This window comes from Billgrantia saliphila, from assembly GCF_002930105.1.
GTDB lineage: Bacteria > Pseudomonadota > Gammaproteobacteria > Pseudomonadales > Halomonadaceae > Halomonas > Halomonas saliphila.
In genome coordinates this window covers 106,129-130,966 of sequence record NZ_PJRN01000006.1, presented here as the reverse complement: position 1 = coordinate 130,966, position 24,838 = coordinate 106,129, and the positions used below count along the sequence as shown (strand labels likewise).

23 protein-coding genes are annotated in these 24,838 nt (G+C 64.7%); 7 read left to right on the top strand and 16 right to left on the bottom strand.

Annotated elements, in window-relative coordinates:
- The first annotated feature begins 40 nt into the window (after positions 1 to 40).
- Complete coding sequence (locus CYJ07_RS08765; RefSeq protein ID WP_104203316.1) at positions 41 to 1,048, top strand: AraC family transcriptional regulator; 1,008 nt, start codon at positions 41 to 43, stop codon at positions 1,046 to 1,048.
- Here the strand turns inward: CYJ07_RS08765 and bktB are convergent, their stop codons facing one another.
- The 10 genes from bktB to CYJ07_RS08715 all read right to left on the bottom strand — a co-directional run bounded on the left by bktB (position 1,049) and on the right by CYJ07_RS08715 (position 11,465).
- A complete protein-coding gene (gene bktB / locus CYJ07_RS08760) occupies positions 1,049 to 2,236 on the bottom strand; it encodes a beta-ketothiolase BktB (protein WP_104203315.1) in 1,188 nt (395 codons plus the stop codon).
- 74 nt (positions 2,237 to 2,310) lie between these two features.
- On the bottom strand, positions 2,311 to 3,468 hold the full coding sequence (locus CYJ07_RS08755; RefSeq protein ID WP_104203314.1) for an acyl-CoA dehydrogenase family protein: 1,158 nt from the start codon (positions 3,466 to 3,468) through the stop codon (positions 2,311 to 2,313).
- A 3-nt stretch (positions 3,469 to 3,471) separates the two neighbouring features.
- Positions 3,472 to 5,034: a fatty acyl-CoA synthetase gene (locus CYJ07_RS08750; RefSeq protein ID WP_104203313.1), complete on the bottom strand. Its 1,563-nt coding sequence runs from the start codon at positions 5,032 to 5,034 to the stop codon at positions 3,472 to 3,474.
- 43 nt (positions 5,035 to 5,077) lie between these two features.
- On the bottom strand, positions 5,078 to 6,298 hold the full coding sequence (locus CYJ07_RS08745; protein WP_104203312.1) for an ABC transporter substrate-binding protein: 1,221 nt from the start codon (positions 6,296 to 6,298) through the stop codon (positions 5,078 to 5,080).
- A 473-nt stretch (positions 6,299 to 6,771) separates the two neighbouring features.
- Positions 6,772 to 7,905 carry a metal ABC transporter solute-binding protein, Zn/Mn family gene (locus CYJ07_RS08740; protein WP_104203311.1) on the bottom strand — a complete coding sequence of 378 codons (1,134 nt, stop codon included), beginning with the start codon at positions 7,903 to 7,905 and terminating at the stop codon, positions 6,772 to 6,774.
- Between the two features lie 32 nt (positions 7,906 to 7,937).
- Positions 7,938 to 8,828: a metal ABC transporter permease gene (locus CYJ07_RS08735; RefSeq protein ID WP_104203310.1), complete on the bottom strand. Its 891-nt coding sequence runs from the start codon at positions 8,826 to 8,828 to the stop codon at positions 7,938 to 7,940.
- Positions 8,822 to 9,559 carry a metal ABC transporter ATP-binding protein gene (locus tag CYJ07_RS08730; protein WP_104203309.1) on the bottom strand — a complete coding sequence of 246 codons (738 nt, stop codon included), beginning with the start codon at positions 9,557 to 9,559 and terminating at the stop codon, positions 8,822 to 8,824. Before CYJ07_RS08730 ends, CYJ07_RS08735 begins: the two co-directional genes overlap by 7 nt.
- Complete coding sequence (locus tag CYJ07_RS20445; protein ID WP_197038298.1) at positions 9,559 to 9,714, bottom strand: hypothetical protein; 156 nt, start codon at positions 9,712 to 9,714, stop codon at positions 9,559 to 9,561. The genes CYJ07_RS08730 and CYJ07_RS20445 overlap by 1 nt, the downstream gene beginning before the upstream one ends.
- 100 nt (positions 9,715 to 9,814) lie before the next feature.
- A complete protein-coding gene (locus tag CYJ07_RS08720) occupies positions 9,815 to 10,696 on the bottom strand; it encodes a metal ABC transporter permease (protein ID WP_104203307.1) in 882 nt (293 codons plus the stop codon).
- A gap of 103 nt (positions 10,697 to 10,799) precedes the next feature.
- On the bottom strand, positions 10,800 to 11,465 hold the full coding sequence (locus tag CYJ07_RS08715; protein ID WP_104203306.1) for a hypothetical protein: 666 nt from the start codon (positions 11,463 to 11,465) through the stop codon (positions 10,800 to 10,802).
- A gap of 98 nt (positions 11,466 to 11,563) precedes the next feature.
- On the opposite strand from CYJ07_RS08715, the gene CYJ07_RS08710 reads away from it, so the two are divergent.
- Complete coding sequence (locus CYJ07_RS08710) at positions 11,564 to 12,040, top strand: TspO/MBR family protein (protein ID WP_104203305.1); 477 nt, start codon at positions 11,564 to 11,566, stop codon at positions 12,038 to 12,040.
- A gap of 92 nt (positions 12,041 to 12,132) precedes the next feature.
- Positions 12,133 to 12,666 (top strand): cytochrome b, encoded by a 534-nt coding sequence (locus CYJ07_RS08705; RefSeq protein WP_104203304.1) that lies wholly within the window; start codon positions 12,133 to 12,135, stop codon positions 12,664 to 12,666.
- Positions 12,667 to 12,753: 87 nt separating this feature from the next.
- Here the strand turns inward: CYJ07_RS08705 and CYJ07_RS08700 are convergent, their stop codons facing one another.
- Genes CYJ07_RS08700 through CYJ07_RS08675 form a run of 6 tightly spaced genes read right to left on the bottom strand, consistent with a single transcriptional unit; the run spans position 12,754 to position 18,565 of the window.
- Positions 12,754 to 13,986 (bottom strand): four-carbon acid sugar kinase family protein, encoded by a 1,233-nt coding sequence (locus tag CYJ07_RS08700; RefSeq protein ID WP_104203303.1) that lies wholly within the window; start codon positions 13,984 to 13,986, stop codon positions 12,754 to 12,756.
- A gap of 3 nt (positions 13,987 to 13,989) precedes the next feature.
- Complete coding sequence (locus tag CYJ07_RS08695) at positions 13,990 to 15,237, bottom strand: RuBisCO large subunit C-terminal-like domain-containing protein (protein ID WP_104203302.1); 1,248 nt, start codon at positions 15,235 to 15,237, stop codon at positions 13,990 to 13,992.
- A complete protein-coding gene (locus CYJ07_RS08690) occupies positions 15,234 to 15,779 on the bottom strand; it encodes a VOC family protein (RefSeq protein WP_104203301.1) in 546 nt (181 codons plus the stop codon). The genes CYJ07_RS08695 and CYJ07_RS08690 overlap by 4 nt, the downstream gene beginning before the upstream one ends.
- Before the next feature lie 6 nt (positions 15,780 to 15,785).
- Positions 15,786 to 17,063: a TRAP transporter large permease gene (locus CYJ07_RS08685; protein ID WP_104203300.1), complete on the bottom strand. Its 1,278-nt coding sequence runs from the start codon at positions 17,061 to 17,063 to the stop codon at positions 15,786 to 15,788.
- Entirely contained in the window at positions 17,060 to 17,557 is a 498-nt protein-coding gene (locus tag CYJ07_RS08680; RefSeq protein ID WP_104203299.1) for a TRAP transporter small permease, read from the bottom strand. Before CYJ07_RS08680 ends, CYJ07_RS08685 begins: the two co-directional genes overlap by 4 nt.
- Positions 17,558 to 17,560: 3 nt before the next feature.
- Positions 17,561 to 18,565, bottom strand: a complete 1,005-nt coding sequence (locus tag CYJ07_RS08675; RefSeq protein ID WP_104203298.1) for a TRAP transporter substrate-binding protein — start codon at positions 18,563 to 18,565, stop codon at positions 17,561 to 17,563.
- A 109-nt stretch (positions 18,566 to 18,674) separates the two neighbouring features.
- On the opposite strand from CYJ07_RS08675, the gene CYJ07_RS08670 reads away from it, so the two are divergent.
- From CYJ07_RS08670 to cas3f, 4 genes are all read left to right on the top strand, one after another.
- Positions 18,675 to 19,709 (top strand): LacI family DNA-binding transcriptional regulator, encoded by a 1,035-nt coding sequence (locus tag CYJ07_RS08670; RefSeq protein ID WP_231489576.1) that lies wholly within the window; start codon positions 18,675 to 18,677, stop codon positions 19,707 to 19,709.
- Between the two features lie 71 nt (positions 19,710 to 19,780).
- Complete coding sequence (locus CYJ07_RS08665) at positions 19,781 to 20,374, top strand: malonic semialdehyde reductase (protein ID WP_104203296.1); 594 nt, start codon at positions 19,781 to 19,783, stop codon at positions 20,372 to 20,374.
- A 128-nt stretch (positions 20,375 to 20,502) separates the two neighbouring features.
- Positions 20,503 to 21,477: a type I-F CRISPR-associated endonuclease Cas1f gene (cas1f, locus tag CYJ07_RS08660; protein ID WP_104203295.1), complete on the top strand. Its 975-nt coding sequence runs from the start codon at positions 20,503 to 20,505 to the stop codon at positions 21,475 to 21,477.
- Complete coding sequence (gene cas3f / locus CYJ07_RS08655) at positions 21,474 to 24,815, top strand: type I-F CRISPR-associated helicase Cas3f (RefSeq protein ID WP_104203294.1); 3,342 nt, start codon at positions 21,474 to 21,476, stop codon at positions 24,813 to 24,815. Before cas1f ends, cas3f begins: the two co-directional genes overlap by 4 nt.
- The last annotated feature ends 23 nt before the right edge of the window (positions 24,816 to 24,838 follow it).

Here is a 24,838-nt window from a genome sequence, read left to right as displayed (position 1 = left end):
CCTGGCCGGGTGTCGCTAGCTGAACCAGAGGGAGTGGAGCGTGACCGTCACGGTATCCATGCATTTCGTCAACGAGCTGTTCCGCGGCGTGCCCGAGAACGAGGCGGCTCGCGAGGCGTATCTCGTGCGCGCCGGGATCTCGCCGTTCCTGCTCACCGCCCCCCATGGGCGGGTGACGGTGGAACAGTTCGCCACGCTTTATCGCCTGCTGGTCAACGAATACGACGACGAGACGCCGGGTTTCTTCGCCCGCCCGCTGCGTGGGGGTACGCTGAAGCTACTGTGCCTGAGCGTGTTGGAGGCGCCGACGCTCAAGGTGGCGCTGCATCGCTACACACTGTTCTTCCGCATCGTGCTGGACGACTTCGGTTATGAATACAGCGTCGCGAACGACATGGTACGAGTGGCCCTGGTGGAGCAGCGTCCACCGGTGGGCAGCCGCATTCTCGTGCACGAATTGATGCTCAAGCTATTCCACGGCATCGCCTCGTGGATGATCGCGCGCAAGATCCCGCCGCTGATGATGGAGTGCGCCTACGAACAGCCGGCCCACAGCGCCGACTACCGTTACTTCTACCCCGGCAGGGTGAGCTTCGGGCAGCCGCAGACCGCCATGTACTTCGACGCTGCTCTGCTCGAACAGCCGATCCGCCAGACCAAGCAGCACCTGGGCGCCTTCCTGCGCCGGGCGCCGGCCGACTGGTTCTACGTCTCCTTCGCCGATCGCCTGGTCTCGCACCGGGTACGCGAGCACCTTTCCCGTCATCTGGCCTCGTCGGGCTCGGTGCGCGATGTGGCCCGAGCGCTGCACCTGTCGGTGCGCACCCTGGCGCGAAGACTGGCCGACGAGGGCACTCACTTCCAGGCGGTAAAGGACGAGTTCCGGCGCGACTTCGCCATCCAGGCGCTGACCCGCTCGGAGCGACCGCTGCCGGCCATCGCCGACGAGCTGGGTTTTCAGGACCTGGCCTGCTTCAGCCGCGCCTTCAAGGCCTGGACAGGCAATTCGCCCGCCGCCTATCGGCGGGCGCCTCAGCCGATGGCCTGATCAGCAGCGCTCGATCAATAGCGCGATGCCCTGGCCGCCGCCGATGCACAGGGTGATCAGCCCATAGCAGCCGCCGGTGCGCTCCAGCTCGGCCAGCGCCTTGATCGTGAGTATCGCGCCGGTGGCGCCGACCGGATGTCCCAGCGCCACGGCGCCGCCGTTGGGGTTCAGGCGCTCGGCGGGGAAGTCGAGCTCCTGAGCCACCGCCATGGCCTGGGCGGCGAAGGCTTCATTGGACTCGATCACGTCGATGTCACCGATGTTGAGCTCGGCCTCGTCGAGACAGCGGCGCACGGCGGGAATCGGCCCCAGGCCCATCACGCTGGGTTCGACCCCGGCGGTGCTGGCGCCGATCAACCGGGCGCGTGGCGTCAGCCCGCGGCGGCCGGCCTCGTCGGCGTGGGCCAGCACCAGCGTGGCGGCGCCGTCGTTGATGCCTGAGGCATTGCCGGCGGTGACCACGCCCTCCTTGGCGAAGGCGGGTTTGAGCCGGGCGAGGTCCGCCAGGGTGACGCCGTCGCGCACGTGTTCGTCGCGGTCGAACTGGCGTTCCTGCTTTCCTTCACGCACCGTGACCGGCACGATCTGCCCGTCGAAGCGGCCCTCGGCGATGGCACGAGCGGCCTTTTGGTGGCTCTCCAGGGCGAAGCGGTCGATCTCCTCGCGGCCGAGCCCGCAACGCTTGGCGATGTTCTCGGCGGTCACGCCCATGTGGCCACTGCCGAAGGGGTCGCTGAGCACGCCCAGCGTCAGGTCGGTGACGCTGGCGTGGCCCATGCGCAGTCCGTTGCGCGCCTGGGGTGGCAGCAGGTAGGCGCCGCGGCTCATCGACTCCGCGCCGCCGGCAAGGGCCAGGCGGCTGTCGCCGAGCACGATCTGCTGGGCCGCGGAGAGGATCGCCTGCACGCCGGAGCCGCACAGGCGGTTGACGTTGAATGCCGCCGCGCCTTCGGGCACGCCGGCCTCCAGCGCGATATGCCGGGCCAGGTAGGCGTCCTGCGGCCCGGTGGTGATGATATGACCATAGACGGCATGGTCGATCTCACCGGCCTCGACGCCGGCACGGGCCAGCGCCTCGCGGGCGGTGACGGTGCCCAGCTCATGCGGAGCGAGCCCGACCAGGCTGCCGCCGAAGCTGCCGATGGCGGTGCGGGCACTGCCGAGTATGACCACGGAATCGAGCCGCATCTTGTCTCTCCTGTCTGTCGTTCAGATCTTGCTAGTGTTCAGGCCTTGCTAACGTTCAGCTCTTGTCGAAGCGCTCAGGTCGTCGTGCTCTTGCCCAGCAGCGAGCGGGCGATCACTTCCTTCATGATCTCCGAAGTGCCTGCATAGAGGGTCTGTACGCGGGCGTCCAGGTAGAAGCGCGAAATCGGGTATTCACGGGTATAACCATAGCCGCCGAACAGCTGCAGGCAGGCGTCGATGGTGCGGCACTGCATTTCGCTGAGCTGCAGTTTGAGGATGGCGGCGTCGGTGGCGCTCATCTCGCCGCGGCGATGCTTCGCCACGCACTGCTCGAAGTAGGCGCGGCCCATGTCGATCTGGGCGCGTACCTCGGCCAGGGTGAAGCGGGTGTTCTGGAAATCGCCCACGGCGCGGCCGAAGGCACGCCGCTCGCGCACGTAGTCGAGGGTCAGCGCGAGCGCCCCCTCCATGGCGCCCAGCGCCTGGGCCGCCACGCCGAGGCGTTCGCGGGGCAACTCCTGCATCAGGTAGGCAAAGCCCGAGCCTTCTTCACCGAGCAGGGCCTCCTCCGGCAGGCGCAGGTCGTCGAAGAACAGCTCGGCGGTGTCGCTGGCGTGCTGGCCGATCTTCTTGATCGGCTGGCCGCGGGAGAAGCCGGCAAGCGAGGTGTCGACCAGGAACAGCGACACGCCGCGGGCCCCGGCGCTGGGGTCGGTCTTGGCGCAGACGATGACCAGATCGGCCACCTGACCGTTGGTGATGAACAGCTTGCTGCCGTCGAGCCGCCAGCCGTCCTTGGTGCGGCTGGCGCGGGTCTTCATCGCCGCCAGGTCGCTGCCCGCGCCAGGTTCGGTCATGGCGATGGCGCCGATCGCCTCGCCGCGGGCCATGGCCGGCAGCCAGCGCTCGCGTTGAGCCGGCGTGGCGATGTGCAGCAGGTAAGGCATGACGATGTTGGCGTGGATGTTGTAGGCGCTGGCCAGTCCGCCGAAGCCCTGCCGCGAGATTTCCTCCAGCGCCAGTTGGACGATGGCGAAGTCGGCGCCGCTGCCGCCCATCTCTTCGGGTAGGTCGATACCCAGCAGGCCGGCCTCGCCGAGCTTCACCCACAGCGAACGCGGCATCTCGCCGGCGGCTTCCCACGCCTCGTAGTGGGGCGCCACCTCCTGCTCGAGGAAGCGGCGGATGGTGTCATGGAACAGCGGTGTCAGGTCGTCTTGCGGTGCCGTCATGGGTCAGCTCAGGTCCTTGCGCAGGTGGCGCTTGAGAATCTTGCCGGCGGTGCTCTTGGGCAGGGCGTCGGCGAACAGGATCCGCTTGGGTACCTTGTAGGGCGCCATGTGGGCCTTGGCATGGGCGATCAGCTCATCCTCGCTCACTTCCATGCCCTCACGGGGCACCACTACGGCGGTGATCGCCTCGATCCACTTCGCGTCGGGCAGGCCGATCACGGCCACCTCGGAGACGGCGGGGTGCTTGAACAGTCCCTCCTCGACCTCGCGGCTGGCCACCACCACGCCGCCGGTATTGATCACGTCCTTGATGCGGTCGACCACGTAGAGGTAGCCCGCCTCGTCGAAGTAGCCCACATCGCCGGAGTGGAACCAGCCGCCGGCGAAGGCCTCCTCGGTCATGTCGGGCTTGTCCCAGTAGCCGGTGAGCAGCTGCGGCGAGCGATGCACGATCTCGCCGTGCTCGCCGGGCGACACGTCATTCATCTCCAGATCGACCACTCGTGTCTCCACGGTGAGGATGGGGCGGCCCGCCGACGCCGGGCGCTCGGCATGCTCCTCGGGGCGCAGCACCGTGGCCAGCGGGGCGATCTCGCTCTGGCCATAGCAGTTGTAGAGCCCCACGCCGGGAAGGCGCTGCTGCAACTCTTCGAGCACCGGCACCGGCATGATCGAGGCGCCGTAGTAGGCCTTCTTCAGCGCGGAGAGGTCGAAGGAATCGAAGTCGGGGTGGCGCAGCAGGCCGATCCACACCGTGGGCGGGGCAAAGAACGAGGCGATGCCTTCACCGGCGATCTGACCCAGGCAGTCGTCGGGCAGCGGCGCCATGCGCAGGTGCACCGGGGCGCCAAGCAGCAGCGCCGGCATCAGGAACACGTGCATCTGCGCCGAGTGGTAGAGCGGCAGCGCGGCCAGCATCGGCTCGTTGCCCTTGATGTCGAGTTCCACCATGCAGGCCATGTACTCGGCGAGCAGCGCCTGGTGGGTCATCTTCGCCGCCTTGGGGGCGGCCGTGGTGCCCGAGGTGTAGAGCAGCTGGGCCAGGCTGGTGGCTTCCACCGTCACGTCCGGCTCGCTGACGTCACCGTTGTCTTCGTCGAGAGCCACCTGCAGCACGTCGAAGCCCTCCTGCGTATCGGCATGCAGGGTGCCGGCGAGCGTTAGGGGGAGACCTTCGTTGGCCTTGGCCACGTTCTCGGCCAGGCTCGTATCGCTCAACAGCCCGGCGGCGCCGGACTGCTCGAGGATGTAGCGCAGCTCGTCGGCGCTCAGGGCGAAGTTGATCGGTACGTGCACCAGGCCGGCCCGGGTAGCGGCCAACCAGGCGATCACGTAGGCATCGGAGTTCTTGCCGTAGGCGGCCAGGCGGTCGCCCGGGGCCAGGCCTGAGGCGAGCAGGCGATTGGCGACCCGGTTCACCGCCCGGTTCAGTTCCGTGTAGTTCCAGCGTCGGCCCTCGAAGGCCAGCGCCAGTTTATTGCGGTGCTTGCGCGCACTGCGGCTGAGCGCGGCGCCGATGGTGTTCTGCTGGATCCTGCTGTGCGCATACTCGGGTGCGTGGCTCATGACGCTCCTCCTTGTCCTTGTTCGTATGTCGTGAGCGAAACGCTCAGGCACCGTTGACCAGGCGACACTGACTCTCCGACAGCGGGCGGAAGGCCTCCTCGGCGGGGATGGTGCGCACCACGCGGAACAGGTCGTCCTCGTTCTGCGACTCCTCGGGCGTCTTCACCTCGACCAGGTACATGTCGTGGACCATGCGGCCGTCCTCGCGGATGTAGCCGTCGGTGGCGAAGATGTCGTTGATCGGCGTGTCGGCCATCTGGCGGCGCACGGCCTGGGCCTCGTCGGTGCCGATGGCATCCACCGCCTGGAGATAGTGCAGGGTGCTGGAGTAGAGCCCGGCGTGGACCATGGTCGGCATGCTGCCGGTGCGCTCGCGGAAGCGCTCGGCCCAGGCGCGGGTCTCGTCGTTGAGGTCGTAGTACCAGGCCTTGGTGAACTGCAGTCCCTGGGCGGCCTCCAGGCCGATGCTGCGTACGTCGGTGCTGAACAGCACCATGCCGGCCAGCACCTGCCCGGCCTGGGTGATGCCGAATTCACCGGCGGTGGTAATGGCGTTGATGGTGTCGGCGCCGGCATTGTTGAGCGCGATCACGTCGGCGCCGGAGGCCTGGGCCTGCAGCAGGAACGAGGAGAAGTCGCTGCTCGGGAAGGGGTGGCGCGCCTTGCCCACGACGGTGCCGCCGTTTTCGGTGACCACTCGCTCCACGTCGCCCTCCAGGGCGTGGCCAAAGGCGTAGTCGGCGCTGAGCAGGTACCAGTTCTTGTGGCCTTCCTGGGTGATTGCCTTGGCGGTGCCGTTGGACATGGCCCAGGTGTCGTAGACCCAGTGGATATGATTGGGCGAGCAGCTCTCGTTGGTCACACCTGAAGAGACGGCACCATTGACCAGCCCCAGGCGGTTCTCCTCCTCCAGCAGGCGCACGGCGGCCAGCGTGACCGAAGACGCCACCAGCCCGGTGACCATGTCGACGTTGCGCTGGTCGATCCACTCGCGCACCACGCTCGAGCCCACGTCGGGGCTGTTGCGGTCGTCGGCACTGAACACGTCGATGCTGGCGCCGGCCACGCTGCCGCCGACGTCCTCGATAGCCATGCGGACCGCTTCCAGGCCATTCGGCCCGATGGGGTCGCGATAAGGGCCCGACATGTCGGCCAGATAGCCGATGCGGATCTCGTTGTCGGTGATCTCGGCGGCAGCGGTATGGCCGACGAGCAGCAGGGAGGCGGAGAGTGCCCCCAGGGTGAAGCGGCGTGCGATGGTCATTATTTGGCCTTTGCTTGTTATTGTGACGCTGTCCGCGGTCCAGGCTGTGGATAACCCTGTGATCAAGCTTGTGAAGCGCTGTGCACACGGTGTGAGTTGCCGTGTACAACGTGCTCCCGCACGGACATGCCCGATCATGGTAGGAGTAAAGCGGCGAGGCGGGTTTACGCATCGCGCCACTCTTTTTGCATTTCGTGCCATTGTTGGCTTGAAGAAAGGGGCTAAGACTTTGGTTCTACGTGAACGAGCGGGGAGGGTGACTCACGGATCGACTATAAAGCCACATAACATCAGGCACTTGATGGGGTTGCGGGTGATAGGCGGCGGATTAAAGAAGTGCCTGTAGTTGACAGAGCGTGCCAGGCCAGTCAGGCGAGTACCTGCGAGGTGGGAAGCCGTTTGAGCGAAGCGCTTGGCGTGAACGACAGGCATGAAAAAGGGGCGCCGTGGCGCCCCGTGACTTTCGGCATAGCTTAGTGGTCGTGCCTATGATCGTCATGGTCATGGTCATGGTCATGATCGTCATGGTCATGGTCATGGTCATGATCGTGGTCGTCGCCGTGATCGTTCCGGTCCGGTTCCGCCAGGGCGTCATGCAGCACCTGGGCGTTGTGGCGCATCATGCCGAGGTAAGTGCCGGCTTCGCCTTCGCTGGCGAGCGCATCGGCGTAGAGCGTGCCGGCGATGGGCAGGCCGGTCTCCTCGGCCAGTTGATTGATGACGGCCGGGCTGGTCATGTTCTCGTGGAACAGCGCCTTGACGTTCTGCTCGCGGATCACGTCGATCAGGCGCGCCATGTCGGCGGCGCTGGGCTCGGCCTCGGAGGAGAGCCCCACCGGGGAGAGGAAGCGCAAGCCGTAGGCACTGGCGAAGTAGCCGAAGGAGTCGTGGCCGGTGATCACGCTGGTGGAGGCGGGAATCTCGCCGATCAGCTCGCGAATCTCGGCGTCGGTGGCCTCCAGTTCGTTGATATAGCGCTCGGCATTCTCGCGGTAGGCGGCCTCGTTGTCCGGGTCCGCCTCGATCAGGCCGTCGCGAATGTTGCCTACGTACACCTTGCCCATGGCCAGATCCTGCCAGCCGTGCGGGTCGTCGTCGCCATGATCGTGCTCGTCGTGTGTAGACGCCTCGTCATGGTCATGATCGTCATGGCCGTGATCGTCATGCTCGTCATGGTCGCCCTCGTCGTGGTCGTGACCATGCTCGTCCTGGTCATGCACGCCGTCGTAGCCATGGGCGTGATCGTGCTCGTGCCCATGGTAGGCCAGCTTCTCGATGCCATCGCTGGCGGTCACCAGCGGTCCGGCGTAATCGCTGGAATCGAGCAGTCGCTCCATCCAACCCTCGAAGCGCAGGCCGTTGAATACCACCAAGTCGGCCTCGGCCAGCGCCCGGGCGTCACGAGGGCTTGGCGAGAACACGTGGGTGTCGCTGTCGGGGCCGACCAGAGCGGCCACCTCGACATGTTCGCCGCCCACGTTCTCGGCCATGTCGGCAAGGATGCTGAAGCTGGCGACGACCTGGAGGCGTTCAGCGGCGAAGGCGGCCGGAAGGGCCAGCATGGCCGAGGCGCCAAGGACCAGGGCGGTGGAACGGGGGGCAAGCATGTCGGGGCTCCTTCGGGTGGTTTCAGGGAACGTCAGTGGGGCTCGGGGGCACCCAGCGGTTCGGCATTCCGGCGTAGCCGTGTCAGCAGACTGTGGTAGCGGCCGAACAGGGCCGAGGCGATATAGCCGATGCCCGCCAGCAGGATGATCGCGGGTCCGGAGGGAATGCTCAGGTGGTAGGACAGTAGCAGCCCGCCGGTGCTGGCGATCATGGCCAGAACGATGGCGATGCTGATCAGTCCCTCCAGCCGTTTGCTCCAGAAGCGCGCGGTGGTGGCGGGCAGCATCATCAGGCCCACCGCCATCAGCGTGCCCAGCGTCTGAAAGCCGGCGGTCAGGTTGAGCACCACCAGGCCGAGGAAGACGCCATGTACCAGGCCACCGTGCATGCCCTGGCCGCGCAGGAACAGCGGGTCCAGGCACTCCACGACCAGAGCGCGGAAGATCACCGCCAGGGTGACCACGATCACGCTGCTGATCGCGGCGATCAGCAGTAGCGCCGTGGTGTTTACCGCCAGGATCGAGCCGAACAGCACATGGGTCAGGTCGACGCTGCTGCCGCCCAGCGAGACGAGCATCACCCCGGCCGCCAGCGAGATCAAAAAGAAGCTGGCCATGGCGGAATCCTCGCGATGGCCGGTCATCTGCGACACGCTGCCCGCCAGCACCGCCACCAGCAGGCCCGAGAGCACGCCACCCAGACTCATGATCGGCAGCGAGAAGCCGGCCAGCAGGAAGCCCAGCGCCACGCCGGGCAGGATGGCATGCGCCATGGCGTCGCCGATCAGGCTCATGCCGCGCAGCATCAGGAACACGCCCATGGGCGGAGCCGCCAGCGACAGGGCCAGGCCGCCCACGGCGGCTCGGCGCATGAAGCCGTAATCGAAGGGGGCGATCAGCCACTCGTGAAGCAGCGCTAGCATGCACGCACCCCCGGGATGCCCAGCGAAAGCCGCGCCGTGCCGGCCATGGCCGCCTGCCCCCGTGCGATCGACTCGACCGAGGTCCACTCGGCGTGGCCGCCGGAAAGCACCACGACCTCATCGGCCAGGCGCGAGAGCTGCTCCATGTCGTGCAGCACGACGATGATGGTGGCACCGTTCGCGGTCATGTCGCGCAGCACCGTCATCAGCACGTCGACGGTCTCGACATCGACATTGGCGAAGGGCTCGTCGAGCAGCAGCAGCTCGGCCTCCTGCATCAGGGTGCGTCCGATCAGCGCGCGCTGGCGCTGGCCTCCGGAGAGTTCGCCCAACGGGCGGTGGGCCAGGTGCGAGATACCCAGGCGCGCCATGACCTCGCGGCCGCGGCGGTAGTGACGAGCGCAGTAGCCGGTGAGGGCGCCGTGGCTCGGCCAACTGCCGGTCATCACCAATTCCTCGACGCTCATCGGGAAGGTCAGGTCGAGCGCCAGCTGTTGCGGCAGCCAGGCGCGCCGTTCCCGGGGCACAGCGCACTCCACGCGCCCCCGAACCGGGCGCAGCATGCCCATGATGCCCTGGATCAGCGTACTCTTGCCGGCACCGTTGGCGCCCACCAGCGCGGTGACGGCGCCGTCGCGAAAGCGGCCGTCGACGTGCTCGAGCACGGTGCGGTTGGCCTGGGCCAGCTGCAGGTCGTGCAGCCGCAAGCGTGAGGCGTGCTGTGCTTCCATCAGCCCCACCACCCCGCCGCCCAGGAGACGGCCAACCAGAGTAGTGCCAAGGGCGCGGTAACCAGCAGCAAGCGGCGCTTGGCGGAGAGTGACATCAACGAGAAGTGGCACGGCCCCTCGGGGCGGTGCCGGTGCGAATGTGAGCGGTGTGCCATGTCCTGGCCCTCGCGAAACGGAATAAGATATAACATAACAAATAAGCCGGCCACGGGGGAGGGGGTACCCCTTCCTGCGGACATGCGATCGAGGTTTCCCCTACTGTGGAAGCGATTCCCGTCGTGGGCCACGGTAGCGGGCCCAAAGCCCACGGCAAGGCCCCGCGACGGTCGAGACCCCGTAGCCCAGCCCCGCGAGCAAGACGATCGAGGGGCCGGTGGGCAACTCCGCATGATAGGACACCAACAGCCCCGTGACACTGGCCGCAAGCGACAGGCCGATAGCGATCGCCAGCATGCCCTCGAGCCGCTGGCTCCAGTAGCGGGCCGCCGCGGCCGGCAGCAGCATCAGTCCGGCGGCCATCAGCGTGCCCAGCGTCTGGAAGCCGACCACCAGGCTGAGTACCACCAGGGTCATGAACAGGGCGTGGGTCCAGCCGGCGTGACGCCCCTGCAGCGTCAGGAAGAGCGGATCGAGCGCCTCCACGACCAGCGCGCGGAAGGCGACGGCCAGCCCGGCCAGGATCAGGCTGCTGGCGAGCGCGACTAGCAGCAGCGTGGCGTTGTCGACGCCGAGAATCGTACCGAACAGCACATGCCCCAGGTCCAATGCATTGCCCGAGAGAGTGACGATCAGTACCCCGCCGGCCATGGCGATCAAAAACAGGCTGGTCATGGCGGCGTCTTCCTTCAACCCGCTGAACTGGGTCACGCCACCGGCAACGGCCACGGTAACGAGCCCGGCCGTCACGCCGCCGAGCATCATCGCCGGCAGGGAGAACCCGGCGAGCATGAAGGCCACCGCCACGCCGGGCAGGATGGCATGCGACAGGGCCTCGCCCATCAGGCTCATGCCGCGCAGCGTCAGCAGCACGCCGAGCACGGGCGCGGTAAACGACAGCGCCAGGCAGGCCACCAGGGCGCGGCGCATGAAAGCGTATTCCAGTGGCGCGGTGAACCACCACAGCAGTGCATCGAACATATGGGAGAGCCAAGCAGGATCTGGAAACGTTATAACATAACAAAACTGCCTCGCCAACGATCTTTGCCGAAGTGCCGAACGCGCCGCTCGACCTCCGCCTGGCTCAATAGCGCAGCGCTACCCCTAGCTGGTTGGGTGTCACCAACAGCGCGTATTCGCCTTCGAGATGAATATCGCCGAACGATACCCGCGCCGGCTGGAAGCGGTTGATCGCCACCGTGGCCTGGCGCGGCTGGGTCTGCAACTGCAGCTCGCTGACCAGCATGCCGGTGGCGAAGTTGATCGCCCCGTCGCGCTCGCGGCCGTCACCCACGCCGATCAGCAGGCCCGAGGCCAAGTTCACCGCCAGCGACCCCAGGCGCGCCTCCAGGCTGCGACGCCGGCGCTCCTCCTCGGCCACCGCCTGCATCAACCGCCGTGCGCTCTCGATATTACCGTCGCCCTCGCGCAGCTCGCGATAGGCCTCGAGGTGGGGCTGGCGATCCATCAGCGTGCCGCCCAGGGCCAAGGCTGACTTCACCACCCCGACCCGGGCGTCATAGCGGTCGTCACGATCGCTTGCCTCGCTGGCCTGATAGGCATTCACCGCCAGCGTGGTGGCGTAGACCCCGGCCCAGCCGTACTGCCACACGTTGGCCTGTCGCTCGCCGCGGGCCAGGGCATCCTCGTAGGCCCGCCACTCCCGTTCGGCCGATTGCGCCAAGACCAGCGGGGAGACGACAACCATCAGGGCGGCACACACGAACGGCAGGAAGCGGCAATGGGGCATGGGGGTTCCTTGTCAGGCGATGAGGGAGTGGCCTTAAACGTAGCATTCACCGAGGCGGCGTCCCACACTGGCGACACCCAGCCGCAAAGGAGATGCGCATGACCGTCGCCCCCCGCCAATCGGCAGCGATCTTTCTCGGCTGGCTGCTGCTGGTCGGCCTCGTCGCGATGAGCGGCGTGCTCACGCCGCCCGGCGCCTGGTACGCCGAGCTCGACAAGCCGCCGCTCACCCCGCCCGACTGGCTGTTCCCGGTAGCCTGGACGACGCTCTACGTGCTCATGGCCATCGCCGCCTGGCGGGTCACGCTGCGGGTGCCTGCCGCGGAGCGTGTCGCGGTGCTGTGGCCGTTCGTCGCTCAGCTTGCGGCCAATGGGCTCTGGTCGATCCTGTTCTTCGGCTGGCACTGGATCGTCCTCGCCCTGGCCGATTTGTTGCTGCTGTGGTGCCTCATCCTGCTGACGATTCGCCGCTTCGTCCGGGTTTCGCCGCTCGCCGCTGGGTTGCTCATGCCCTACCTGGCCTGGGTCAGCTTCGCGGGCTACCTCAACGCGGGCATCGCCTGGCTGAACGGGTAGCGCCGTTGGCACATGTGGAGACTTCTCATGTTCACATTCCATCCGCATTGAATGGCTAGGATGGCGGCAGGTCGTTGAACGAGGAGCCCCGCATGAACGAATCGGCAACGCATTACGGGCGTGTCACCCGCTACCTGCACTGGGGCATGGCAGCCCTGTTCGTCTGGCAATTCGCGTCCGCAGGGGCACACGCCCTGCTGCCCGACAGCGCGCTGGACGAGTTCTTCTGGCCCACGCACAAGCTCACCGGCACCCTGTTGATGGCGCTCGCGATAGTGCGCCTGGCCTGGGCCCTGATCGAGCGACACCGCCGGCCGCCTTCGGTGAACCTGGCCGCCACCGTGGGACACCTGACGCTGTACGCGCTGATGATCGTGATACCTGCCGTCGCGCTGTTGCGCCAGTACGGCTCCGGACGTGCCTTCTCACCCTTCGGCCTACCGCTAATGCCGGGCTTCGAAGGGGAGATCGAGTGGATGACCGCCCTCGGCAGCCTCGTTCACGGCCTGCTGGGCTGGACCCTGCTGGCGCTGGTGGTCGGCCATGTCGCCATGGCGGTCGCGCACCGTCGCCTGGGCCAGCAGGACGTTCTGAAGCGCATGGTGGTGCGGCGCTCGCCTCGCTGAGTCCGTGGCATTTCTGCGTGCAGGACGGTGTCTCGCGTGCTTCAGGGCGGAAAGACGGTGAAGTGCCGTTCGGGGGCGCGTTGGCCCCTAACCTGGGCCGGCCGCTATCTCATTGTGATCCTGCCGGATCATGGTTCGAACCACGTCGAATAAGTTGGCTTCGCCCATCTGCCCGCCCTTAAGGATGATGGGTAACCGTGTGCCATCCGTGCAGTGCGCACGGCAGATGGCGACGCCCGCTGACAGCTGCCCTAAATAGTTGATGCTATGTGGAGCCAGGGCGTGGATGGCCAGGCTGGACGTATCACCACCGGCAATCAGCATCGTACCGGCTGCACGCTCGGTCATCAGGCGGGCCAGCAGGTCGGCAGAGCGCTGTGCCATGCCTGCAGGCGACAGGCCGTGTTCCATGTCCTCATCGAGCGCCGCCAACACGTGATTGCCAGAAGCCAGAAGTTCGAGGAGCTGGTAATAAGGCGCATCGGGTCGATGCGCGAGGGAGCCGGCCGGAATGACGACCTTGGCAAATCCGGTGGCGGCAGCTACCTGGGCAGCGGTCATTGGCGAACGGCTACCGACGAATACCAGCAGGGGGCCGGGTAAGGTATCCGGTAACTGAGGTGGAGACGCTTCGGGAAAGCAGGTCTCGGCCACGCTGCTGGGCCCGACCCAGAGCTGGGGAAAGGGTGAGTTCGCCAGCCGCTCCTTGAGCGCTCGCTGGTCGCTTCCGTCCAGTACGTCACACAGCACCGGGTTGCCGGGCAGTGGGCCGCCGCTGCGCAGCGCCATGAGATCGAGCAGCGCCAGGTTTGGCAGCCCCAGGTTGGCGAAATGGCGACGCAAGTCCGCTTCGCGCATGGGAGTGACGGGGTGATCCTGCATGACGGGGTGGCGGTCGATCCGGTGAACGCTGCCATCGCCCCCCTTGGCAAAGAGATTGCCGAACAGGCTGTAGCGGCCGAGGCTTGGCTGACCCCCCAGGATGATCGTGGTGGCGGGGGCCAGGCCTTCGGTCAGCACGTTCATGGCAGTGGCGATGTTGCCAATGGCAGTGCTGCTGTCAAAGGTCGAGCAGACCTTGAGGTGAATGAGATCTGGCGCATGGGGCTTCAGGGCTTCCGCGATGTTTTGCATGGCAGTGGTCAATGCATCCCCTTCCATGCTGCGAGCTGCCGTCGCGATACCGAAGGCATCGAGATCGCGCACTTCTTCCAGGGTGGGCGGGGTCAGGTAGAGCCGTGTCCTGAGGCCCGCCCGGCTCAGCGTGGCGAGCGTATCGGACGCCCCGGTGAAGTCATCCGCAATGAATACGTAGCGCATGTCCTAGCGCGCTCCAAAGAAGTCGAGTGCGGCAGCGAGCGCCGGGCGCCCGGGAGTTTCCAGCGGTTCGCCGGCTTGTATGGCTTCCCAGGCTTCGCGCAGGCTTCTGACACCCGCGGCAGCTCCATCGGGATGGGCCAGGATGCCGCCCCCGGCGAGGAACATGAAGTCGGCACTGCCGGTTTCCGTCAGCGTCGCCGGCAAGGTGCCCGCCCACTGCCCGGAAGAGAACACCGGCATCACCCGGTCGTCCGAATTCCCGAGCGGCTGCAGCGAGAGCTTTGCCGCGTGGGCCACTTCCTCGGTCAGATCGGCAAATTTGCCGCCCATGCCGTGGACATGCATATGGTCGATTCCCGCCAGCCGGTACAGTACCTGGTAGGCGGAAAAGTCGATTCCCAGCGCCGGGTGACGGGCGAAGGCGCCAAAGCCGTTGCGATGACCGTGAATGGCCAGCGGCGTCGAGGCGCGCAGGCTCTGCATCGCCGAGAGCCCGCACCAGTTGAGGCTCGCCATCACGCAGTTGCCGCCCTCCGCCTCGACGTGCTCGGCGTGGCCGCGCATGGCATCCACCTCATCGGAGATGTTGAAAGCCACCATCACGTCGCGGCCGCTGTGCTGTCGCCAGCGGCGCACCCTGGCCATGACCGCACTGATTCGCTCGCGTACGGGGGAGTGGGGATGGTTGCCGGCGATTTCATCATCCTTGATGAAATCGACGCCCGCTTCGCACAGGCGCTCGACGAGATCGGCCGTTTCCTCCGGAGAAAGGCCAATATTGGGCTTGAGAATGGTGCCGAACAGCGGCCTCTCCTGAACACCCAATACCGTGCGTGTGCCGGCCACGCCCAGGCGGGGCAGCAAGTAGCGGTCCCGGTACTCGGGGCGCAGGGTCAGCCCGGTAAGTCGCAGCCCCGTCACCTCGCCCAGATCGAAGAGGTTGCCGGCCACCGTTGCCGCCAGGTTGGGCAAGCTGATTCCCACATTCTCTTCGGGGTAGTCGATCTCCACCGCAACGCGGCGCCATGGGCCCGAGACGCGCCTGCGCTCCAGGTAGGCGCTGCGCAGGCTGGGTCGGTCGTGTTCGTCGATCACCTCGACACTAACCACGCGGGCGCCGAATCGCGTTCGCAGCGCCTCGGTTTCACCTTCGACGCGCACGAAAGTCCCCGAACTCTGCTCCCCGGCCATCATTTCCGCTACCGCTCGAGGGTCAAGCGGGGTTTCCACGAGATAGGAGGCCCGAATCATGCGCTGCTCCTGTCGAGCGAAGGGAAAGGACGGACCGGGTTGCTGCCGTCCCAGCCCTGCGAGGCCTCGCGTATCAGGCGGAACATGTCGCCCTTGGGGCCACGCACTTCGGAAAGCTCGATCACCGTGCCGGGGTGGTACTCGCGGTCGAAGTAGGCGAAACGACCGTTCTCGCCGACCTCGCCACTCATCTTGACACGAAACCCCTGGGCTTCCATGGCGGCCAGGTCGGTGTCGTAGTCTTCGGTCCAGAAGGCCACATGCTGGAGCCCGGTGCGCCCTGCCTGGAGGAAATCGCGATACATCGATGGCGCATCGTTACGGGTCTGGATCAGCTCGACCTGGATGAATCCCGAGTTGGCCAGGGCGACCGAGTTGTGAACCTCGTACCGCTGACCCTCGTAGGTGTAGTTCTCTATCGGCACGCGCGGGTTGTAGAAGAACGGGCCGACGCCCATGACCCGGGACCAATGGTCCATTGCTTCCTCAATATCCGTTACCACGTACCCCAGTTGGCGGATTGCGCCGAGATGTCTGCTCATGGAATCTCACTTCATGACAAGGTTGGGCAGCCAGGTGGAAAGGCCGGGAACCAGCGTTACCAGCGCAAGGGCCGCGAAAAGGGAAAGATAGAAAGGGGCGACGCCGCGGATGACCGACTGCAGGGGCATCTTGGTGATGATCGAGACCATGTAGAGGCTCATTCCCACCGGGGGTGTCAGCAACCCGAGCATCAGGTTGAGCACGAAGACCACGCCCAACTGCTCGGGTGGTACGCCTGCCTGCAATAGCGCCGGGGTGACGATGGGCGCAATGATCAGGATGGCCACGATGGCTTCCAGGAACATGCCCACCAGCAGCAGCAGCAGATTCAGGATCAGCAGCAGGGCCAGCGGGTTTTCCGATACCTCCAGCAGCCACGCCCCGGCCCGTGCCGGCACCCGGTCCATCGTCAATACCCAGGCGAAGAGCGCCGCCGCCGCCACGACGAACAGCACGTTGGCGGTGGCCAGCACCGTTTCGCGCGTGCAGCCGATGAAGCCCTCCAGGGTGAGCGAGCGATAGATCAGCAACCCGATCAGCACGGCATAGGCCACCGTCACCCCAGCCGCTTCGGTGGGACCGAAGAAGCCGCTGATCATGCCGCCTACCAGCAGCACGGGCGCGAGCAGCGCAGGCAGCGAGATCCAGGCCTTGCGCCGAATGGCGGGCAGGGTGGGCCGGATGTCGTCGCGCGGCAAGTCATGACGGCGCGCCATCACCGCGACCTGGATCATCAGTGCCACGGCCACCACGAGGGCGGGCACCACGCCTGCCAGCAGGGCGCGAATGGTCGACACCTCGGCGGCCGTGGCGAAGATGATCAGCGGAATGGAGGGCGGGAAGATGGGACCGATGGTGGCCGCCGCGATAGTAACGCCCGAGGCGAAGCGTTGACTGTAACCCTGGTGCTCCATCTGGCGGATCTGGATGCCACCGAGCGCGCCGATATCCGCCAGCGCCGCCCCGGACATGCCGGAAAATATCAGGCTGACCAGCACGTTCACGTGGGCCATGCCACCGCGGATTCGCCCCACGAGCATGCGCAGCAGGTCGAAGAGATGGGTCGTGACACCCGTCGCACCCAGCAGCGAGGCAGCCAGTATGAACAGCGGCACCGCCAGCAGCGGCGAACTGTCGAGGGTATTCACGGCCCGCTGGGCGAGTACCGTGACTGGCAAATCGTGAATCAGAATGACGAGCCCCGCCGACAGGCCAAGGCTGACGGCCACCGGTGCGCCGATGAGCAGGCCCAGAGCGAACAGCATGAGAAGGGTAACGGTCATTCCTCGACCTCCCTGCCCGTCGCCAACAGGCCGAGGCGGTAGGCGGCCACTACGGCGAGAATGGCCAGCCCAACCAGCGCAGGCATGTAGAACCACAGGTTCGGCATGCCCATTGCCGGTGTGGCGAAGCGCCCCGCACGCAAAAGGAAGCGATAGAAGCCGTACAGCGTCAGAACGCAGAACCCCAGCGTTGCCAGTTCGCCCACCACCAGGCAGAGCCGGCGTCCTAGCCGGGGCAGCTGTTCCACCAATAGCGTGACCGCCACGTGCTGGCCGCGCAGCAGCAGAAGCGGGGCAGCAAGGTAAACCATGGCGATGCCGGCAAAGCGGGCGGCCTCGTCGACACGGGGCAGGCCAGTGTCGAACAGGTTGCGCGCCACGACCTGGGTCACGATCAGCACGGCAATGAGTACCAGGAGACCCATCGCGACCCCAAGGCACGCTTGGGTCAGCCAGGTAACCGCTCGCCCGACAATGGGTTTGTGCTCGTTCATGGCTCAGTCAACGGCCGCGATCTGCTCGTACAACTCGCCATACTGCTCGGTGAACTCCTCGGCAATACGCTCCTGAACCCGGTTGCGGAACGCCTCGAGCTCCAGGCCTTCCTCAGGGCCGACGATAGTCATGCCTGCTGCACGCAGGGAGGCGAAATCCTCGGCTTCCGCCTCCAGCATGGCGGCGGTGGCCCGCTCCCTCACCTCGGCGGCGGCTTCGGTAATGGCGTCCCGGTGCTCTTGGGACAGCGACTGCCAGGTATCGTCGTTCATGACGATGACCTGTGCGGCGCTGATATGGCCGGTCAGCATCATGTGGCTCTGCACTTCATTCAGCTTCGAGGTGACGACTACATTGACCGGGTTCTCCTGGCCTTCGACCACGCCGGTTGCCAGTGCCGTGGGGACTTCGGCCCAATCCACGGGGACGGGAACCGCGCCCATCCCTTCGACGGTGGCCATGTAGATCGGGAAGGGAATGGACCGAATCTTGATGCCTTCAAGATCGTCCGGTGACTTGATCTCCTGATTGGTCGTCAGGTGGCGGGTGCCGAAGTAGAAGGCATAGAGCAAGCGCACACCGGAAGCGTCAACCAGGCCCTCGTTGAGCTCCTGCATCACGGGCGAATCCACATCCATCACCGCCATCAAGTGATCGATGTCGCGGTACAGGTAGGGCGTATCGAACGCGGCAAAGGGGGGGTAAAGCGAGCCGATAGCGCCAGCCGTGTTGTGGGAAATGGCAATAGATCCCGTGGACACCGCTTCGGCCAACTCCTGAAGTTTACCGAGCTGCGAATTGGGAAAGATATCCACCGCGACCTCGCCGTCGGTCTTTTCCGCAATGGCCTCAGCCAGCCACTCGGCTTGCATGCCGGCAATCGAATTTGGCGTGTGCATGTGGCCATAGCGCAGGGTGACTTCCTGAGCTGCCGCCGTGCCAACGCTCATGGCCAGTGCACCCGCCATGGCCGTCAGGTGGCCGAATTTGTAGATCTTGTTAAGCATGACGTTCTCCGGATGATGTTTTTTTAGTTATTTATAGGTAATGATGTTCGTATCCTACGATTCTCAAGGCTAGGGCAGATTCCTCCGAAGGAGCAATGAGGACTTTTTGATGGTTTTTGATGGAAAGCGGCCGCTGATACCGGATATAGCCGCCTTGGCAGGAGTCTCGACGGCAACGGTGGATCGGGTCCTGAACCGTCGCCCTGGGGTGAGGGAGACCACGCTTCGCCGAGTGCTCGAGGCGGCTGTGCACATCGGCTACATGGACGAGGAGGAGTTGAGCAAACGGCTGGGCCCGCGCTTTGCCAAGGTAGTCTTTCTCCTTCCCAGGGGAACGAACCCCTACCTCACGGGGCTCAATACACGCGTGCGCGAACTGGCGGATCTCTCGCCGGGGCCGGTCAAGGTCAGGAGCCACTTCATCGAGAGCTTCAATCCCGATGCGTTGGCGCAGGCATTGAGGCGCTACGGCAGGAGCGCGGATACAGTGGTGTTCATGGCCATCGATCATCCACGGGTGAGGCAGGCCATCGATGAGCTTGTGATGGCGGGAAAACGCATCATCACCATCATTTCGGACCTGCCAAGCTCGAATCGGCATCTCTATCTCGGTATCGACAATTTCGCCGCGGGACGCACCGCCGCCCAGATCATGGGCCGATTCTGTCATGTCACCTCGGGCAAGCTGGCGCTCATTGCGGCGAGCCGGGCCTACCGTGCCCACATGGAGCGCGAGATGGGGTTTCTAGCCCTGACGGAGACGAGCTTCCCTTACCTGAGCGTGATCGGCCCGCACGAAGGTCACGACAACCGCGACGAGAACTACCAGAACACCTGCCGCCTTCTGGAAGAGCATCCCGATATCGTGGGCATCTACAATGTGGGCGGTGCGTCGGATGGTATCGGAAGAGCACTGCGCGAAACGCGGCGTGACCTCGATATCTGCTTCATAGGTCATGGACTGACGCCCGATACTCGTAGCATGCTGCTGAATGGAACGATGGATGCCGTCATCACTCAGAGCCCCGACCTGATCTATTCGCGAGCCATCGCCGCGGCGACAGAGGAACAGACCGACGTGGCCCCGGTGGCCATGGAAATCTACTTCTCCGAAAATCTGCCTGCGGCGCATCATGTAACCTGAATACCAGCCAGCCCGCTTACGGTCATGTAGGCTCAGGGCAGCTGAAATAACCTTCTGCAGCAGGAGATTCCATGCGACCGCCGCTCGATGACATCGCACTCGATACCGTCTTTCGCGAGGCGCGCACGCACTACGGCTTTCGCCCGGAGCCCATCGGCGAGGCTACCCTGCGCCAGCTTTACGACCTGCTGAAGTGGGGGCCGACCTCGATGAACTGCCAGCCGGCGCGCTACGTCTTCGTCGCCAGCGAGGAAGGCAAGTCGCGCCTGATGCCGGCGCTCTCCGAAGGCAACCGCGACAAGTCCCATGAGGCGCCGGTCACCGTGATCGTGGCCGTCGATACGCGCTTCTACGAACACATGCCCAAGGTGTTCCCCAGTTCGCCCAACGCTCGCGATCGCTTCGCCGCCAACCCGGACAAGGCCAGCGACACCGCCTGGCGTAACGGCACCCTGCAGGGTGCCTACCTGATCCTGGCCGCCCGCATGCTGGGGCTGGACGCCGGCCCCATGAGCGGCTTCGACAATGCCATGGTCGACGAAGAATTCTTCTCCGACGGCCGCTACAAGAGCAACTTTCTGGTCAACCTGGGCGTGGGCGGCCCGGATAGCCGGCGCCCAAGGGGGGCGAGGCTGGCGTTTGAAGAGGTGGCGGAGGTGGTGTGAGGACGTGACGAGCGTCAAGGTTCTCGAAAGAACGAGGACAATCTCTTCGTGCTTGGGTGGCATGGAATAGGAAGGAGTGCTTATATAGTTACTAATTAGATACAAATAAAAAGTACGACAGGGAACTCATGGACGACCTATCGCCTTCGGATCTGAAGACGATCCTGCACTCGAAACGCGCCAACCTCTACTATCTGCAACATTGCCGTGTGTTGGTGAACGTTGGGCGTGTCGAGTACGTTACCGACGAAGGTAGTCAATCGCGCTACTGGAATATTCCCATTGCCAACACCACCTCGCTGCTGCTCGGTACTGGCACTTCGATTACCCAAGCGGCGATGCGTGAACTGGCCAAGGCCGGCGTGCTGGTCGGCTTCTGCGGCGGTGGCGGCACACCCTTGTTTGCCGCCAACGAAGTGGATGTCGACGTTGCCTGGCTGACACCCCAAAGCGAGTACCGCCCTACGGAATATCTCCAGCACTGGGTTCACTTCTGGTTCGATGACGAGAAGCGCTTGGCGGCGGCGAAGGCATTCCAAATTGCCCGGCTTCATAGAATCGAAGCGCTATGGACCGGTCGCTCTCTCAGCGAGGCCGGTTTTTCCGTTTCTGCGGACGCGCTACATCAAGCCCTGGCAACGCATCGCGAATCCATCGAGAAGTCGCCCAGCACGACTGACTTGCTTACCCTGGAAGCTCGCCTGACCAAATTTCTTTTCAAGCTTGCGACTCGTGCCGTGAACTACGGCGATTTCACCCGAGCCAAGCGGGGCAGTGGCACCGATCCCGCCAACCGCTTCCTCGATCACGGTAATTATCTGGCTTATGGCCTGGCGGCCACCGCTACTTGGGTGCTCGGCATCCCGCACGGATTGGCGGTGCTGCATGGCAAGACGCGCCGCGGTGGCCTGGTATTCGATGTCGCCGACCTGGTCAAGGATGCCGTGATTCTGCCTCAGGCATTTCTTTCCGCCATGCAGGGCGATGAAGAGCAGGAGTTCCGCCAAGCGTGTATCGAGCGGCTAACGCGGACGGAATCCCTCGACTACATGATCGATACCTTGAAGGACGTGGCGTTCGAGCTGGGAGGGCCGGCTGCGTGAACGTGCTGCTAGTTTCCCAGTGCAGCAAGAACGCGCTCAAGGAGACGCGGCGCATCCTGGATCAGTTCGCCGAGAGGCGCGGCGATCGGACCTGGCAAACGCCGATCACTCAGGCGGGACTCGATACGCTCAGAAAGCTGCTGCGCAAGACAGCGCGCAAAAACACTGCGGTTGCTTGCCACTGGATTCGTGGGCGCGATCACAGCGAGCTGATGTGGATCGTGGGTAATGCTGCCCAGTTCAATTCGAAGGGGGCGTCTCCGACCAACACCACACGCCGCAACATCCTGCGTGCCGAAGATGAAAACGACTGGCACAGCGGTCGCCTGATCCATCTACTGGCTTCGATAGCTGCCCTGTTTCATGACCTGGGCAAGTCCAGCCGTGCCTTTCAGGATCGTCTTCATGGCCGTCTGGAGGGGCGAAATCGTTACCGGCACGAGTGGGTATCGCTGCGTTTGCTTGAAGCCTTTGTTGGTGATGACGATGACGAGACCTGGCTTTCTCGGCTCGAACAGCCCACTCCCGATGACGATGCATGCTGGCTGGGCCGCCTCAAAAGCGATGGGTTGGCTGATATCACTGAAAAGGAGAAAACGCCTTTTATTCAACTACCGCCGCTTGCTGCTGCGATTGGCTGGCTAGTCTTGAGCCATCACCGCCTGCCGGCATTGCCGGCCTATGATGACAACGGCCAGCAAAAGTGGGTCGGGGCCCGTGCCGATATGAACGCGGCTAACCTGCCGGCGCTTCCCGAGGCCATCACGGCTGCCTGGAACGAATGTGTTGCATTTGCCGAGTCGCAAGACATCAGGCCGTACTGGGAGTTTCCCCATGGCCTGCCTGTCACGACTGATGCTTGGCGACAGCGCAGTCGACGAATGGCGCGACAACTGAAAGAAGTCAGGGCAACGGTGCCACCGCTGGAATCTCCCTACGTCATGCATCTGGCGCGTTTGGCATTGATGTTGGCGGATCACCACTATTCGAGCCTGACCGACAAAGGGCGGCTCCCCGGTGCCTGGGCAACCGCGCTATACGCCAACACCGCCGTACTGAACGGCAAGCGTCAGCTATGCCAGCCATTGGAAGAGCACCTGCTGGGCGTAACCCGGGCGGCAGGCGAAATCGTTCATCGCTTGCCGGACATGTCGAGAGCCCTGCCGCGTATCGCGCGGCACAAGGGCTTTCGCCAGCGCAGCCGCGACCCCCGTTTTCGTTGGCAGGACAAAGCATTCGATCTGGCGGCGGGTTTGCGTGACAAGGTTAGTGGACAAGGATTTTTTGGTGTCAATATGGCCTCGACCGGTTGTGGCAAGACCATTGCCAATGGCCGGATCATGTACGCCTTGAGCGATCCAGAGGAAGGTGTTCGCTTCTCGATAGCCCTTGGATTGAGGACGCTCACGCTGCAAACCGGACAGGTCTACCGCGAGAGGTTGGGATTGGGTAGCGACGACCTGGCGATTAGGGTCGGTGGCAGCGCCAACCGTGCGCTCTTTGAGCACCAGCAGCGTGAGAGCGGCGGCTCGGAGTCTCGTGGTGCACTGCTGGATGAGCAGAGTCATGTCCATTTCGAAGGTCAAATCGACGAGCATCCGCTGCTGTCGCGGGCCGCGAATGACCCACATGCCCGAGCGCTGATCAGCGCTCCGGTGTTGGTATGTACCATTGATCACTTGATACCGGCCACTGAGAGCCTGCGCGGTGGCCATCAGATCGCACCCATGCTGCGGCTGATGAGCAGTGATCTCGTGCTCGATGAGCCGGATGACTTCGACATCCATGACCTACCTGGTCTGACACGTCTGGTGTACTGGTCAGGGCTACTTGGCTCACGGGTGCTGCTATCCTCGGCTACGCTGCCGCCTGCCTTGGTACGCGGCCTGTTCGAGGCCTATCGCGCCGGTCGTGCAGAGTACCAATGTCATCGCGGCGTTCCCGGCACCCCGGTGAGCCCCTGCTGTGCCTGGTTCGATGAGTATGGCTGCGCCCAGCAGCAGTGTGCCGAGGGAGAGCAGTTCGATGCCGCTCATGGTCAATTTGCCCAGCAGCGCGCCGCTCGGCTCGGCGAACAGGCGCCGACTCGCCGCGGCTATCTAGTGCCATTGTCCGCCCGCACCGCCCATCCGGACGCCGTGCATCAGTCGACCGCACAGACGATACTCGCCCAAGCGTGCTTCCTTCACGAGCGGCACCACTCAGCCGACCCCCACAGTGGCAAGCGAGTCAGCTTCGGCCTGGTGCGCATGGCCAACATCGAGCCGCTGGTCGCCGTAGCCCAGGCGCTCTACCGCTCGGACATTCGCGAAGGGTGGCAAATTCATCTTTGCGTTTACCACTCCCAGTTTCCGCTACTGCTGCGCTCACGCCTGGAAGCGCGCCTGGACCGAACACTCGACCGGCGTGAGGAGAATGCGGTGTTCGATCTGGCCGACGTTCGGGCCCGGCTCGACGGCTGCTCCGCTCAGGATCAGCTCTTCATCGTGCTCGGTTCGCCGGTCACGGAAGTTGGTAGGGATCACGATTATGACTGGGCCGTGGTTGAGCCCTCGTCGATGCGCTCGATCATTCAGCTTGCCGGTCGCGTGCGCCGTCACCGTCCCACACCCGCTCATGCCCCCAACATCGCCCTGCTTGGGACCAACGTTCGGCACCTGAAACGAGTCACGCCGGCCTTCAGCCGGCCAGGTTTCGAGACCGAGCGGGACTGGCCGCTGGCTTCACATCAATTGTCGGAGCTGCTAAGAGCCGATGAAATCGATGCTATCGACTCACGCCCGCGACTGATGCCGGTCGATGAACTCGAATCGGCTCGTAGGCTGGTCGACCTCGAGCATGCGCGCCTTGCCGCACTCATGTTCGAGGGTGTCAGTGCCGCCCCCGGCCGGCAGCGACGCAAGCGTCGCGGCGAGCCCACGCAGATGAATCTCGGCGCCTATCTCTTCTATCGCCCCGCATCAATGACCCTCGGGGCGCTACCGATACAGCACCACCCTTTCCGAGAGGACAACGAGCCGGAGTGCGAATTCGTGCTGCTCCCGGATGAGGCAGAGGAAGACTACGGCTTCTGGCGGGTGGAGCAGGACGGCAGGGAGGAGAAGCTGGTTCCTGTGGAGACCGAGCTGGACCGGCTTCCGGAGGAAGCCTTTCACCATCGTCGCATCGCACCGTGGAACGAGCCCGACTACATGGCCGCTCTGGCGGATCAAGCCGAGGCCATGGACATGTCGATAGAGCGCTGCGCCCTGCGCTTTGGACGCATCCGCCTGAAAACGAATCACGCCCCGCAGGGATGGCATTTTCATCCAGCGTTGGGGTTCGTGAGGAAAAGATAAGAAAGAAACGACACGCAGCGGGG